This window comes from Neptuniibacter sp. QD34_54 (assembly GCF_047778055.1).
Classification (GTDB): Bacteria; Pseudomonadota; Gammaproteobacteria; order Pseudomonadales; family Balneatricaceae; genus Neptuniibacter.
On record NZ_CP180546.1, the window covers coordinates 1,237,543 to 1,250,107 of the forward strand.

Annotated in this window: 15 protein-coding genes; 8 read left to right on the top strand and 7 right to left on the bottom strand. The window is 43.8% G+C overall.

Features of this window, described 5'->3' with window-relative positions; genetic code table 11:
• Positions 1 to 159: 159 nt before the first annotated feature.
• A complete protein-coding gene (locus tag ACMXYP_RS05550) occupies positions 160 to 660 on the bottom strand; it encodes a MarR family winged helix-turn-helix transcriptional regulator (RefSeq protein ID WP_415884022.1) in 501 nt (166 codons plus the stop codon).
• Between the two features lie 113 nt (positions 661 to 773).
• Here ACMXYP_RS05550 and ACMXYP_RS05555 point away from each other — a divergent pair, with 113 nt between their 5' ends.
• Together ACMXYP_RS05555 and ACMXYP_RS05560 are read left to right on the top strand one after the other, a co-directional pair.
• Positions 774 to 1,682, top strand: a complete 909-nt coding sequence (locus ACMXYP_RS05555) for an EamA family transporter (protein ID WP_415884023.1) — start codon at positions 774 to 776, stop codon at positions 1,680 to 1,682.
• 9 nt (positions 1,683 to 1,691) lie between these two features.
• On the top strand, positions 1,692 to 2,309 hold the full coding sequence (locus ACMXYP_RS05560) for a nitroreductase family protein (RefSeq protein WP_415884024.1): 618 nt from the start codon (positions 1,692 to 1,694) through the stop codon (positions 2,307 to 2,309).
• 59 nt (positions 2,310 to 2,368) lie between these two features.
• On the opposite strand, the gene ACMXYP_RS05565 is transcribed toward ACMXYP_RS05560, so the two are convergent.
• Positions 2,369 to 2,986 (bottom strand): LysE family translocator, encoded by a 618-nt coding sequence (locus tag ACMXYP_RS05565; protein ID WP_415884025.1) that lies wholly within the window; start codon positions 2,984 to 2,986, stop codon positions 2,369 to 2,371.
• Between the two features lie 271 nt (positions 2,987 to 3,257).
• Between ACMXYP_RS05565 and ACMXYP_RS05570 the strand changes: the two genes are divergently transcribed.
• From ACMXYP_RS05570 to ACMXYP_RS05585, 4 genes are all read left to right on the top strand, one after another.
• On the top strand, positions 3,258 to 4,181 hold the full coding sequence (locus ACMXYP_RS05570; protein ID WP_415884026.1) for a LysR family transcriptional regulator: 924 nt from the start codon (positions 3,258 to 3,260) through the stop codon (positions 4,179 to 4,181).
• 112 nt (positions 4,182 to 4,293) lie between these two features.
• The gene (locus tag ACMXYP_RS05575; RefSeq protein WP_415884027.1) at positions 4,294 to 4,899 is read left to right on the top strand and encodes a LysE family translocator; all 606 of its coding nucleotides are present in this window, start codon (positions 4,294 to 4,296) and stop codon (positions 4,897 to 4,899) included.
• Positions 4,900 to 5,162: 263 nt separating this feature from the next.
• Positions 5,163 to 5,828 (top strand): hypothetical protein, encoded by a 666-nt coding sequence (locus ACMXYP_RS05580; RefSeq protein WP_415884028.1) that lies wholly within the window; start codon positions 5,163 to 5,165, stop codon positions 5,826 to 5,828.
• 6 nt (positions 5,829 to 5,834) lie between these two features.
• Positions 5,835 to 6,377, top strand: a complete 543-nt coding sequence (locus tag ACMXYP_RS05585; protein WP_415884029.1) for a FlgO family outer membrane protein — start codon at positions 5,835 to 5,837, stop codon at positions 6,375 to 6,377.
• A 125-nt stretch (positions 6,378 to 6,502) separates the two neighbouring features.
• On the opposite strand, the gene ACMXYP_RS05590 is transcribed toward ACMXYP_RS05585, so the two are convergent.
• The 4 genes from ACMXYP_RS05590 to arsB all read right to left on the bottom strand — a co-directional run bounded on the left by ACMXYP_RS05590 (position 6,503) and on the right by arsB (position 10,030).
• Complete coding sequence (locus ACMXYP_RS05590) at positions 6,503 to 6,835, bottom strand: hypothetical protein (RefSeq protein ID WP_415884030.1); 333 nt, start codon at positions 6,833 to 6,835, stop codon at positions 6,503 to 6,505.
• A 145-nt stretch (positions 6,836 to 6,980) separates the two neighbouring features.
• The gene (locus ACMXYP_RS05595; RefSeq protein ID WP_415884031.1) at positions 6,981 to 7,889 is read right to left on the bottom strand and encodes a restriction endonuclease; all 909 of its coding nucleotides are present in this window, start codon (positions 7,887 to 7,889) and stop codon (positions 6,981 to 6,983) included.
• Positions 7,890 to 7,997: 108 nt separating this feature from the next.
• Complete coding sequence (locus ACMXYP_RS05600) at positions 7,998 to 8,654, bottom strand: hypothetical protein (RefSeq protein WP_415884032.1); 657 nt, start codon at positions 8,652 to 8,654, stop codon at positions 7,998 to 8,000.
• Positions 8,655 to 9,010: 356 nt separating this feature from the next.
• Positions 9,011 to 10,030: an ACR3 family arsenite efflux transporter gene (arsB, locus tag ACMXYP_RS05605; RefSeq protein WP_415884033.1), complete on the bottom strand. Its 1,020-nt coding sequence runs from the start codon at positions 10,028 to 10,030 to the stop codon at positions 9,011 to 9,013.
• Between the two features lie 295 nt (positions 10,031 to 10,325).
• Between arsB and ACMXYP_RS05610 the strand changes: the two genes are divergently transcribed.
• Positions 10,326 to 10,607, top strand: a complete 282-nt coding sequence (locus ACMXYP_RS05610; RefSeq protein ID WP_415884034.1) for a hypothetical protein — start codon at positions 10,326 to 10,328, stop codon at positions 10,605 to 10,607.
• 69 nt (positions 10,608 to 10,676) lie between these two features.
• On the opposite strand, the gene ACMXYP_RS05615 is transcribed toward ACMXYP_RS05610, so the two are convergent.
• The gene (locus tag ACMXYP_RS05615; RefSeq protein ID WP_415884035.1) at positions 10,677 to 11,954 is read right to left on the bottom strand and encodes a DEAD/DEAH box helicase; all 1,278 of its coding nucleotides are present in this window, start codon (positions 11,952 to 11,954) and stop codon (positions 10,677 to 10,679) included.
• Between the two features lie 124 nt (positions 11,955 to 12,078).
• Here ACMXYP_RS05615 and ACMXYP_RS05620 point away from each other — a divergent pair, with 124 nt between their 5' ends.
• Positions 12,079 to 12,516 carry a BLUF domain-containing protein gene (locus ACMXYP_RS05620; RefSeq protein ID WP_415884036.1) on the top strand — a complete coding sequence of 146 codons (438 nt, stop codon included), beginning with the start codon at positions 12,079 to 12,081 and terminating at the stop codon, positions 12,514 to 12,516.
• Positions 12,517 to 12,565 lie beyond the last annotated feature (49 nt).

A 12,565-nucleotide genomic window follows, 5' to 3' on the forward strand; every position in this document is an offset into this window, starting at 1 on the left:
GTAGGTATGTTCACTATCCCTATTACCTTGTTAATGAACGGGCTCTACGTTTGGAAGAACCCGCAACATAGTTTACTTCAGGTGATGGGTAAGTGCTTTACTTTAGCGGTGATCGCGCCATTTTTATGTGTCTTAACCCTATTTTTATAGATTTTTAGATTATTGCTCTAGCACTTCTAGTAAGCGCTTTAAGCTTTTATCCATCTGAATTTTCTCCTCTTCAGAGAAGGCGCTCATTAATCGATCAAGGTTATCAACGTGGGCACTAACTGCTTCATTGATCAGTTCTAAACCCTCATCGGTTAATTTTACCAACATGCTGCGCGCATCTTCGGGATTATTGCAGCGGCTGATTAACCCTCTTTTTTCCAATCCTTTCAGACGATGGGTCATCGTGCCAGAGGTCACCATTAGGGTAGAAAATAGGGCAGTAGGTGCTAAGCAATAGGGTGAACCAGATCGACAAAGCGTCGCCAGAACATCGAACTCCCAATAGTTAAGTCCATATTCTAAAAAGGTTTTTTCGAGTCGTTGTTGTACCAACGCAGAGCTGCGTTTGATGCGTCCTGTTACGGACATAAGCTCAGAATTTAGCTCCGGTCTCTCCGCTTTCCACTGCGAAACAATCTTATCTACAGCATCCGCTGATTTATCTGTCATCTGTTACACCTGAAAATTTATCTTGATATCAAGATAGTTTGCTGTCATTGTTTAATTATATCTTGAAATCAAGATAAGTTCTTCATCGATACAAAATAACCAAGGTGACGAGGATGATCGGTAATTTACCTAACAGCGTGCGTATTGTTGTAACGGCACTGGCCCCCATCATTTGGGGCTCGACTTACATCGTTACTTCCGAACTATTGCCTGCTGATCGTCCCTATACCGCCGCATTGATTCGTGTGCTTCCTGCGGGCTTCTTGCTTTTATTGATGAGTTTTTATCTGCCTAAGCGCAAAGAGTGGGGAAGGTTAATCATTCTTTCCGCGCTAAATATTGGACTGTTCCAAGGACTATTGTTTGTTGCGGCATATCGTTTACCCGGCGGAATTGCTGCTGTTGTGGGTGCAATCCAACCCCTGTTATTGATGTTGCTGATCTGGTTAATCGACAGCAAAGCACCAAGAGCGCTGACGGTCATTGCAGCCACCTTTGGTGTTATCGGTATGGCTGCACTGCTTCTGTCGCCGAATGCTGAGTGGGATCTATGGGGAATTATTGCGGCATTTCTTGGTGCGTGTTCTATGGGTGCCGGAACCTACTTAGCGAAACGCTGGCATAGCTCCCTTCCCGTATTAGCTTTTACCGGCTGGCAGTTATTGCTGGGTGGATTGATGTTGCTGCCTGCTGCCTATTTTCTAGATCCTGCACTGCCTGAGTTGGGCAGCACAGAGATACTCAGTTATGCCTACCTTTCTATATTCGGAGCGTTAATTGCTTATCTACTGTGGTTTAAAGGTATTGCGACACTGTCACCGGTGGCAGTGTCATCTTTTGGACTGCTGAGCCCTGTAACTGCAGTGGTGCTGGGCTGGTGGTTGTTAGATCAAAGCTTACAGGGCTTTGCATTACTTGGGCTGATTACTGTGTTGATCAGCATTTTAGTCGTGCAAATCTCTGCATCACCTAAATCTATTTCACGTTCTAAACAGCCTGTTGTTGCTGAAGCTAAAGAGTAAGGAGTTGTTATGAAAGATATGATTACCCAACTGATTGAAACCCGTGCCTCAGTAGGGCGTTATGATGCAGACAAAAAACTATCAGATACTCAGCTTAAAGAGCTGTTGCGATTAGCGACGCTATCGCCTTCGGTTTATAACATGCAGAACTGGAAGTTTATTGTTGTCTCTAGCGAAGAAGCCAAACAGAAGCTGCATCCAATCGCTTTTAATCAGCCACAAATTCTAGATGCATCTGCCACAGTGATCATCTGCGGCACGCTTAAGGGCTATCAACAATTACCGAAACAGCTCAGCCCAGTGGTAGAAGCTAATATCATGTCGCAAGAGGTAGCGGATGGTTGGGTTGAAATGGCGACCAATTCACACGAAGGCAATTACACCTTGCAGCGAGATGAGGCACTACGTTCCGGTTCATTAGCCGGTATGACTATGATGTTGGCAGCGCATGGTATGGGTATCGCCTCAGGTGCTATGACGGGTTTCGATCCAGGCCAATTACACGCTGAGTTTGAGCTTGAGGAAACGGATATTCCAGTAATGCTGGTAACGCTTGGCTACCCAGCAAAACAGAGCTGGCCGCAAAAACCACGCCAGCCTGTTGAGGATGTAGTCGCTTTCGTTTAACGATCAACAGAAAACAGGCTCGCGTGTTGTGGTGATAAAAGGTGATGGGAGAAGAGGAGTTAAGCTAAATAGGTTTGGTGCAGCTCGTTCAGTACCGGTAATACCGAAACCACCAATAAAAGTGCCATCGAGATATTAAATACTCGTTGGTACTTAGCCTCTTTGAGGAAGCGTTTTAGCCCCGATCCAAAGATCAGCCATACGCCCACGCATGGGAAACTCACCACAAAGAAGGACAGGCTAATCACCATAACCTGTAGCAGCATCGTTGTATCTTGCGAGGTATAAGCCGCAATCGCACCGGTCGCCATCACCCAGGCTTTCGGGTTTACCCATTGGAAAAGTGCTGCTTGCATAAAGGTCAGCGGATTAGATTTCTGATCCCCCTCCATCGACGTAGGGGCAGAAGACGCCACTAACCACGCAAGGTAAAGCAGATACGTCACACCAAGCACTTTGATGATCTCGTGAACAATCGGGAACTTCTCAAATACTGCGCTAAAGCCCAGTCCAACCGCAATAACCATCAGTGGAAAACCCAAGCAGATACCTAGTAGGTGGGGCATGCTGCGCTTAACGCCGAAGTTAAGCCCAGAGGTCATAATCATAATATTATTGGGGCCCGGGGTTACCGTGGATGAGATCGCAAAAACTAAAATCGCTAAATAGATTTCCATAAAAAGAGTTCCGTAACTTATAAGTGCTGTAACAGGCAACTAAATACAAAAGTGGAAATGTTCGTAAGCTATATAGTGTCGTATAAGCAAAGTTCTAGGTGCAGAGGCAGAAAAGAGATAATTAACAGTCACAGATCCAACACAGTTGCTCTGTATTGCTCTTTAAAAGGGTACAGATAGGCCCTAGCGTTTCATGGACAGACTCTAGTGTTCGATGGATAGGATAAGATAGATTATGATTAACCTTTTAGAGAGCTATGGCTGAATCTTTGTGAATCGACTTAATCTGAACCTGCTGCGTGCATTAGTCATTATGCTGGAAGAGCGCAACGTAACCCGTGCTGCTGACCGGTTACACCTTACGCAATCAGCCATGAGCCGACAATTAAGTCAGCTACGCGATCACTTTGCCGATCCACTGCTTATTCGCGAAGGTAATGACTACCTGTTAAGCGCCAAAGCTAAAGAGCTACTGCCTAAAGTTCAGGCCATACTGGCTGAAGTGGATGAACTAGGGGAGGGCGATAGCTTTAACCCCGCTGAGTGTGTCCGTCGATTCAGTTTTGCCTGTACCGATCATGTGGCGCAGTTTATCTTTCCCGATATTTTGCAAAAGCTCCACCAAGAAGCCCCGGGGATCGATATCAGCTACGAAATGTGGCGACCGGAGCTATTAACACGTTTAGGCCAGCTTCCCCTTGATCTCGCTTCAACGACTACCAACAGTTTGCCAGAAAATGTACTGAGCATTCATATCGGCCAAGACAGCCCTGTGTGTTTGATGGCGAAAGACCATCCACTAGCGGGTGAAAGCCTTACTATAGAAAAGATGCTGGAGTACTCATTCCTGCGTTTAAACAGCGGTGGTGATAAAGATTCCTTCTTTGATCGTGCGCTGGAAGCCCAAGGCTTACAACGTCGCATCCAATTTGAAGTACCGTTCTTCTCTGCGGCGTTTCAGGCGTTATCTAGTGAACCTATGCTGATGATCTTGCCACAGCATATTGCTAGCAATGCCTTAGCGCACTTTCCTTTGAGTTACGCTGAACTACCGTTAGATGAAGTGCCGCAGAACAACTATCACCTCTGCTGGCATGCTCTTCACGATCAAGATCCAGCCCACCGTTGGTTACGAAATTTGATCGCGGATCTGCTCCGTGACGAGATGCATATCGACACTCATGCAACGGAATAGCACTTATCAAACTGGGTATGATTTTAAATCATAGTCGGTATTTGATATTTGCATTTTTTTAATTCCTTTCAGCTAACTACAATACCTCCATCTACTGATCGAGGTGACTCCCATGACTCTGGCCATCTGGCTTTCATTTGTTGTTGTATGTCTATTAGGCACTATGTCTCCAGGCCCAAGCTTGGCGGTGGTATTGCGTCAGACATTAGGAAATGGCCGTAAACATGGTGTGATCACCGCAGTAAGTCACTCAACTGGCGTAGCGGTTTGGGCGATCTTAACCCTTTGGGGCTTGGGCGTTGTGGTATCGGAACACCCAATGCTTTACCAAGTGATCACTTATGTTGGTGCGCTTTATCTAGCATGGCTTGGTTTAAAAGCGATCCGCTCAAAAGGTAATGCTAACTTCGGTAAAGACAAAACCGTAGGCCCGTATTCAGAAGCGGTACGTGACGGGGTGATGATCTCGGTCCTAAATCCAAAACTGGCGCTGTTCTTTATCGCTCTGTTCTCTCAGTTTGTCTCAGCCGATCAATCGGTGACCGAAAAGCTGATCTATATGGGCACAGTGGTATGTATCGATATGCTGTGGCTATGCAGTGTGGCGGTGGTGCTATCGAAAGAGAAAGTGATCAAAGCCCTACAGAAAAAGGCAAAAGAGATCGATCAAGTGAGTGGTTTGGTGATGATTGGTCTAGCACTACGGATCGCTTTATAAGCGATCTGTGTCTAGGAGAAGATTTGCTTTATCTGAACAATTTTATGTTTTTAAAATAAGCGCTTTATATATTAAGTTTCTATTATTTTTTATAGTCAGTGCGGTTGTATCTGCTTGAATTCACTTCCTTTTATCGATTGACACTTCATTTATTCAAAGTAGGATTGCTTCTACGGAACTTAGTTGTTCTAGATATATACGTTGGCTCGTAGTTCTTGCGAGCCCACTTTAAGTTCGCAGCGGACGACGAACAAGGAATTAAAATGGTTAAAAAGATTATCGTTTTGGGTGCTACGGCCAGCATCCTGACAGGTTGTTTACAAGCAAATACTGCCCAGTCTCCACTCCCTTCTACTTACCCAATTTCACAACAGCAAAAGATGCAGGCAGCTCATCACTGGAATGTCCTCGCTGAGCATGAAGCTAAGCTAATTGCGGGTTCGGTAGGAAATAAAATGCCTCTACACATCAGTGGTGGCGATGCATCTCAAGTTTTTTATCAAGGCTATGCAAATTTACTGACGAGTCAGCTAGTGCAAAACGGTGCGACTGTTTTGACGACGCCTCATGGCGCTGCAAATGTGTCTTTTGATGTAAATGTTGTAAAGCACACAGATAAAGATAGCGTTCGTGCTCCTGTTGGTACGTGGTCATTGTTAACTGCAGGTGTTGCGGTTGCTGCTCACGCAATAGATAAATGGACAACACCGGCTAAGTTATTAATTCCTGCTGCGGTAGGTGCTGACATAACAAGTGGTAACTGGGTTAAAGACTCAAATGTAGAAGTGATCATCACCACGACGGTTACTCAGCAGAACCGTATTCTGCACTCATCGTCAAATATCTATTACATCAATGGTGGTGATGCTTCTCATTATGCTCCAAGTGTGACCTCCACTAAATCTGTCACATTAACCGATCAGGAGTAATAAACAGTGAAAAAACTACTTAGCGCTCTATTGATTGGGGTAACACTGATTACGGCTGGTTGTGCAAGTGATAAGGCTGTTCGCAGTAAACCTACTGAACAAAAAGTTGATTTGGTTGGTGTTCTCTCGGACGCGCGTAATCCTTTATTCAATAAATTGCTTTCCCCTTTATCTAAAGACCAAGCAATTATGACAGCAAGCTTTGCCAATATTGATAATCTGTCCGCTTCATCTACTTTCGGGCGAATGGCTGCTGAAGTTATCTCTGCTGGCCTTACGAAGAGAGGCTATAAAGTTATTGAAGTGAAAATGCGTGATAGCTTGTTTATCAAGCAACGTGCAGGTGAGTTTATGTTGTCTCGCCAGCTTCAAAATATCTCTCAACAGCATGATGCTCAGGCTGTCCTTCTTGGAACATACGCTATAGGTGGTGAAAACCTTTATGTGAATGCTCGCCTAGTGAGAACGGTTGATAATATTGTGCTGAGTTCCCATGACTTCGTTTTACCTCTTAACAGAGATATAAAGAGGTTATTAGGAGGAAGGTAATCTCTTAAGGTTCTAAGGCCGCTATCATAGCGGCCTTTTTTATGATGAATGCTTTATTCTAGGAAATAAAACACCGAATCAAGGGTATTAAGAAAAGGAAAGTTAGAGTGATTTACGCACTGAAATTACCAGTTTTTAAACTGAAGTCCGTCGATCTCTTCCCACACTATCTCATCATTCAGACTGCGCACAATCTCAATCGACTCGTTTAGGTCAGCATGTTTAGTAAACGAACCTTTGCGCTCATGCATTGGTACATCCACCAGAATCGAACCGTCATCCTCAACCATAAACTGCAGCATCAGATTGTTCTCATCAATCAAGCCGATAAAGTTATCCGGCTCTTTCAGCATACTCTGCATATGCACAATCACGTTCTCTAAGGTTTCAGATACAGCCTCATCCGAACGCACATGCTTATCAGTAGAGTAGTCGGTGTAGAAAAATTTAAATGACATGGGGTAGAGCCTTAATGCTGACAAGAAAGGTTATATTATAACTTATTGTAAGCTGGACTGACCGAATTACTTGGTAGCATCCTAGAATTAAAGGGCTTTGACCCCTTAACGCTCCTTTTGGCCGTAACGATGTTTAATAAACATATTAAGTTCCGACACCATAACAATGATAACCAACAACCCTAAAGAGAGGTTCAAATTCTAAAACTTCAGGATCTTCAACACCCTTCCAGTTCTTTTCTACTTCGGCTGGATTCAATCCGCCCAGTGTAAACGCATTAGTTACCACCGCTCCTGTATGCTCATCCTTTAATCCATTTATATCTTCTATTGGAAGGTGACCTAAATATAAGTCTTGTTTCACATGTAAAGCCACCGTTAGCTCTACCGCGATTTTATCCTGATACCCATTGTCTATGAGTACCTTCTTATCGCCGAAAATAGATACTGGTTCATGCTCCCCAGGCTCGCTAGGGAATCTCCCTTCATCCCATGTGACTTGAGCGACGTGTAAAGTAGATCCCAATTCATTACCTTCTTCATCGTAGACAGGAAGGTTATAAAAATCGGGTTGAAGCCTCATAGGTTTGGGGGCTGATGTGCTCATGCCAAAACTCATGTACGCACTCCGAAAATCACAAAGCACAGGAGCTGTAACAGTAGCCTGCCACTTATGTTTCCCGGTAGATATTGGACGATATAAATCAATTTGTAGCTTTTTAGCTCTTTTCAGTGCTGATTTAGTGAATCCTGATGGACAAACTAAAGCGCCTTTGTGCGCTTGTACATCTTGAACCAGTCCTTGAAACTCTTCGACACCTTTTACATCTACTGGCTTTGAGTAGTCTTTGCAGTCGATAACAATCTGCATAGTATATTGACCAATATTTTGCTCTACCAAAATATCAATTTGCCTTTTGGTTTCGCTATCAACCCCATCTAGCATTACGTTATGTTGCACACTTGCATCTGGCGATAGTTGCTTTTGTATCATCGCAACTAAATATTCAAGATCTTTCCAATCAGGATTCTTATCTTTATCGTTATTGGTCATTCAAATCTTCCAAGTTGATCTTGAACTTAACGCTTTTGTAATGGGCCGCATTGCTGCGAAGCAGCGAAGTTTTCGGTCCAGCCCGAAGGGCGATTATTAACAAACTTGTTAAATAGCGCCTGTGATAGCTTTACGAGTTGCATTAAATATTCTTTCCTTTTCTGGAAAGGCTAATAATTCTAGAGTTATTTCCCTAGCGTTTTGATACGACTGCCATAAATGCTGGGATACCGACCACAAAGCAAGCAAAACTTCTTCAATTTCACCGAGCTTCACCTTTTCAAACAGGTGATAATATTCATGCTGTTCAGTGTAAATGGCGTGTGCATACACTCTGCTTCTTATTGTCTTACATTCAGCTCTTAGGTAGCCGTTATGTTTCGTTGCAATAGAAAACAGTCTTCCGATGTCGCTTTCGTTTGGAAAAACTGAATCATCTAGATAGTTAGGGTTTATCTTAAGAACGTCACCACGTCTTTTTAAAAAAGCGGATTCTGAAAAGTCAGATGCATTTCTAATACAGTGTGTTTTGAAACCAGAAAAAGACTTACAGCCACTGCTATCATCTGAAAGACGACCTAAATATAAAAACAATGTATGTTGCAGTGAAGCACTATGGGTTCTCCAAAATTCCGAATTTTTATTTGCCGCAGCAACTACTTCATCATCTCTCAAAGACTCATAGAACCCCATGTAAGAATAAAAAAGGGTAAGAGCGCTTTCTGTTTCTTTGATGGTAAAGTCAATCCAACTTTTTGTGTCCATACTCGAAAGCCTTTTAACAGCTATATACGACAAGTTATTTGTAGAAAAGCGACACTTTGTCGTATATCTCCAAATTAAAAGAAATCGGTAATAGTCTTTCACCCATTGAAGCTAAATACTTAATTATGGATTTATGAAAATGGAGTTTTGTAGAAAGACGATAAATTGTCGTGTTTCCACATAAAAATTGAAAAACGATCTTCTATAAGAATCATTCTCATTAATCCATTGAGGTGGGCTAACCTATCTCCTTAGTTAACCCAATACTGACAGAGATAGGTATGTTTGAGAAGTGTAGAAAATAGTGGCCTTTGCTTATGCAGATCTTAGCTGGTTTCGACTGTTTTTGGCCGTTGTTAAGAAGGAAACCAATGCCTAGTTCTATTCGCAAACGCCACCAGCGATAACATCACCGGCACTTCCACTAATACACCCACCACCGTTGCTAATGCCGCACCGGAATGCAGACCAAATAGCGAGATTGCCACCGCAACTGCTAATTCAAAGAAGTTAGAGGTACTGATCATACAGGCAGGGGCAGCGATGTTATGCGGGAGCTTCATCCACTTCGCGGCAAAGTAGGCCAGTGCAAAAATACCGTAGGTTTGGATTAGCAGCGGGATGGCAATCAGCAGAATCGACTGAGGCTGATTAACGATCTTTTCTGCTTGGAAACCAAATAACAGAACTACAGTAGCTAGTAGGCCGAGAATCGACCAAGGCTTTAGCGTGGCTAATAATGATTCTAGGCGCTGACCATTATCTGCTTTTTCCAGTTTATGACGTGTCCAGATGCCAGCAATTAACGGCAATAATACGTACAGCACAACCGATAGCAGTAGGGTATCCCACGGCACGTTGATATCACTCACACCCAGAAGAAAGGCGGTGATCGGTGCAAAGGCAAACACCATAATCACGTCGTTTACTGATACCTGAATCAAGGTGTAGTTAGGATCGCCTTTAGTAAGCTGGCTCCAGACAAACACCATAGCGGTACATGGAGCGACGCCGAGTAGGATCATACCTGCGATATATTCGCTGGCGCTTTCTGGATCGACCAGATCGGCAAAGAGTACCCGGAAAAACAGCCAACCTAATAGCGCCATTGAGAAGGGTTTGATTAACCAGTTAACTACCAGCGTCAGCGCGATACCTTTTGGTCGTTTACCAACATCACGTAGTGCAGTGAAGTCGATCTGGACCATCATCGGGTAGATCATCACCCAGATAAATACTGCGACCACCAAATTTACATGAGCAAATTCTAGCGCTGCGATCTGCTCAAAGAAGGTTGGGATAAGATTTCCCAGTACGACACCCGCCAGAATACAGACACCTACCCAAAGGGTGAGGAAACGTTCGAATATACCCATAAAGCTAAACCTAATCTTGTTGGTAAGAAAGAGAGTTTAGATTATATACGGAAAATCATATATATTTAATTTCATATGTATTGTGCATGAGGTTTTGTAGGGTGTAATAGCAGAGCGTATTACACCAATTTAGAGCCTGTTAAAGGTGCAATACGCTTCGCTATTGCACCCTACGGTTATTTAATAGAGCCGAATACTTAAGCCTTTTGGGCGAGTACCTAAGTTTCATAGCACAAATTAGTAAGTTAAGCCTACACTTTGTGTGTGTATTATTTGGAAGATAAGGATGTTTGCGATGACTAGAATTGAAGATGGGTATCTAGATGATGGCGAGCTTGAAAGGCTATTTCCTAGGGCTTTTGTGTCTAGAAATAGCTGCTTCACTAATCTATGGCAAATGCTGCATAAATGCAAAATGAAGTCAGCACTTTACCCTGATACTAAAAATGAGCAGCTGGATAGGATAATTAAAACCCATACTAGCTTTAGTTCTTGGAAAGAGATGTACGAGACGGCGCTTGAGCAGTATGCCGACGATTTATGTTCAAAAGTGGATGAGGATATCCAGACTCACTGATTTCTATCTTAGAGATCTTGATTAGAAGAGCTGAACCTAGCCGATTCAGCCCTGACCCCTTAAACGACTTTAGCTTCTACCTTTCCAAGGGTTTACTCCGCTTTTCTTTTCAGCTGCAGCAGCTTCACGTAGTTTGTCTTTCTTGCTCTTACGCTTGCCTTTAACCGGTGCTTTACCTTTTTTAGCCTGAACTTCGGCTGGTATTTCTTTCGATCGTTCAAAGCCTTCGACTTGCTCGCGGGGTATCTTTTGCTGAGTGCGCTTTTCGATCAGTTTAAAGTGCGCGTCACCTTCGTGATCGACAAAGGAGATCGCTTCGCCGATCTCACCTGCACGGGCAGTACGGCCAATACGGTGAACGTAATCGGCAGGGGCACGAGGCAGGTCGTAGTTAAGTACGCAAGGTAGGTTTGGAATATCAATACCACGAGCTGCTAGGTCTGTCGCAATCAGAATTTTACATTCACCTGATTTAAACTCTTGTAGCGCTTGGTTACGCTCTTTCTGCGTTAGATCGCCATGCAGAGTTTTCGCTTGAATGCCGGAGCGGTATAACTTCATCTCGACATTGTTTGCGGTACGCTTACTGGCAACAAAGATCAGGACTTGTGACCAGTTTTGCTGTTTAAGCAGGTGCTTTAACAACATCGTGCGGTTGTTGTGGTCGACCTCAATTGCACGTTGTACTAACTGTTCTGGGATTGTGCTCTCTTGCTCAATCTCAATTTTGACTGGGTTATCCAGAAAATCGTCGGTGAGTTCCTGTACGCCTTTTGGGAAGGTCGCGGAGAACAGCAAGTTTTGGCGCTGTTCTGGTAGTTCATCCAGGATGTCATCCAGTTCATCGGCAAAACCTAGATCCAACATGCGATCAGCTTCATCAAGTACCAGTGTGCTGACGTTACGTAGATCAACGGCATTACGCTCGAATAGATCGATTAGTCGCCCAGGTGTTGCAACCACAATATCTGCACCACCACGCATCGCCTGCATTTGTGCATTGATGGATACGCCACCGTAAATCGCCAGAGATTTAAGCTTCCTTGGGAAGTTACGGCCGTACTGACGGATCGCTTCTTCCACCTGTACTGCCAGTTCACGCGTAGGTACTAATACCAATGCGGTAACTAAGTTATTTCGCGGCGGTAAGGATGTCGCTAAGCTTTGTAAAATCGGTAGTGTAAATGCAGCGGTTTTACCAGAGCCTGTTTCTGCAGCAGCTAAAACATCTTTCCCTTCGAGTGTGACTGGGATCGATTGTTGTTGAATAGGCGTAGGTTGTTCATAGCCTAAATCAGACAGTGCAGATAGCAGAAAATCAGATAGACCGAGCGCAGAAAACGACATATTGAAGTGATAACTCAAGGTGGAAGACAAAGTGATGGGCTATTCTAACAGAAGTCGCTATCAGAAGATTGCTCTTGAGCTAGCCTGATTTTATCAGGAATTAACTGCGTCGCTGAGGTTATGGATGCTGCATCAGTTTGTTTATATCAGTCATCAGGCCAATGAGTTTTCCTTAGAGGGCTTAAGGGAACTAATGAATCAGGCTCGAACCAAAAATAAACGCTTGGAGCTAACCGGTTTGTTGCTATTTGATCCTCCGCTATTTTTTCAGGTGTTAGAAGGGCCGGAAGCGTCCATAAAGCAGATCGCGGCAGATATCAGAGCAGATACGCGCCATAGAGATATGGATATCATCTACACCAATGACAATTTAGCAGAGCGGGAGTTTTCCCGTTGGCAGATGGGCTTTAGGTTTTTAGGAACGGGAGATAAAAGTTCTTACCAGCATCTGGATGAACGGGTGAAGCGCTTATTAAGAATGTCGCATCCGAATGGTCAACTTGCTCATGATGCCTTGGTAGAATTTTGTGAGATGGATGCTAAGTATTTTGATCTAACTTAAACAAGGCCGCTTACTTTTGCTCTGTAAGGCAGCCCTGAAAAAAATCTTA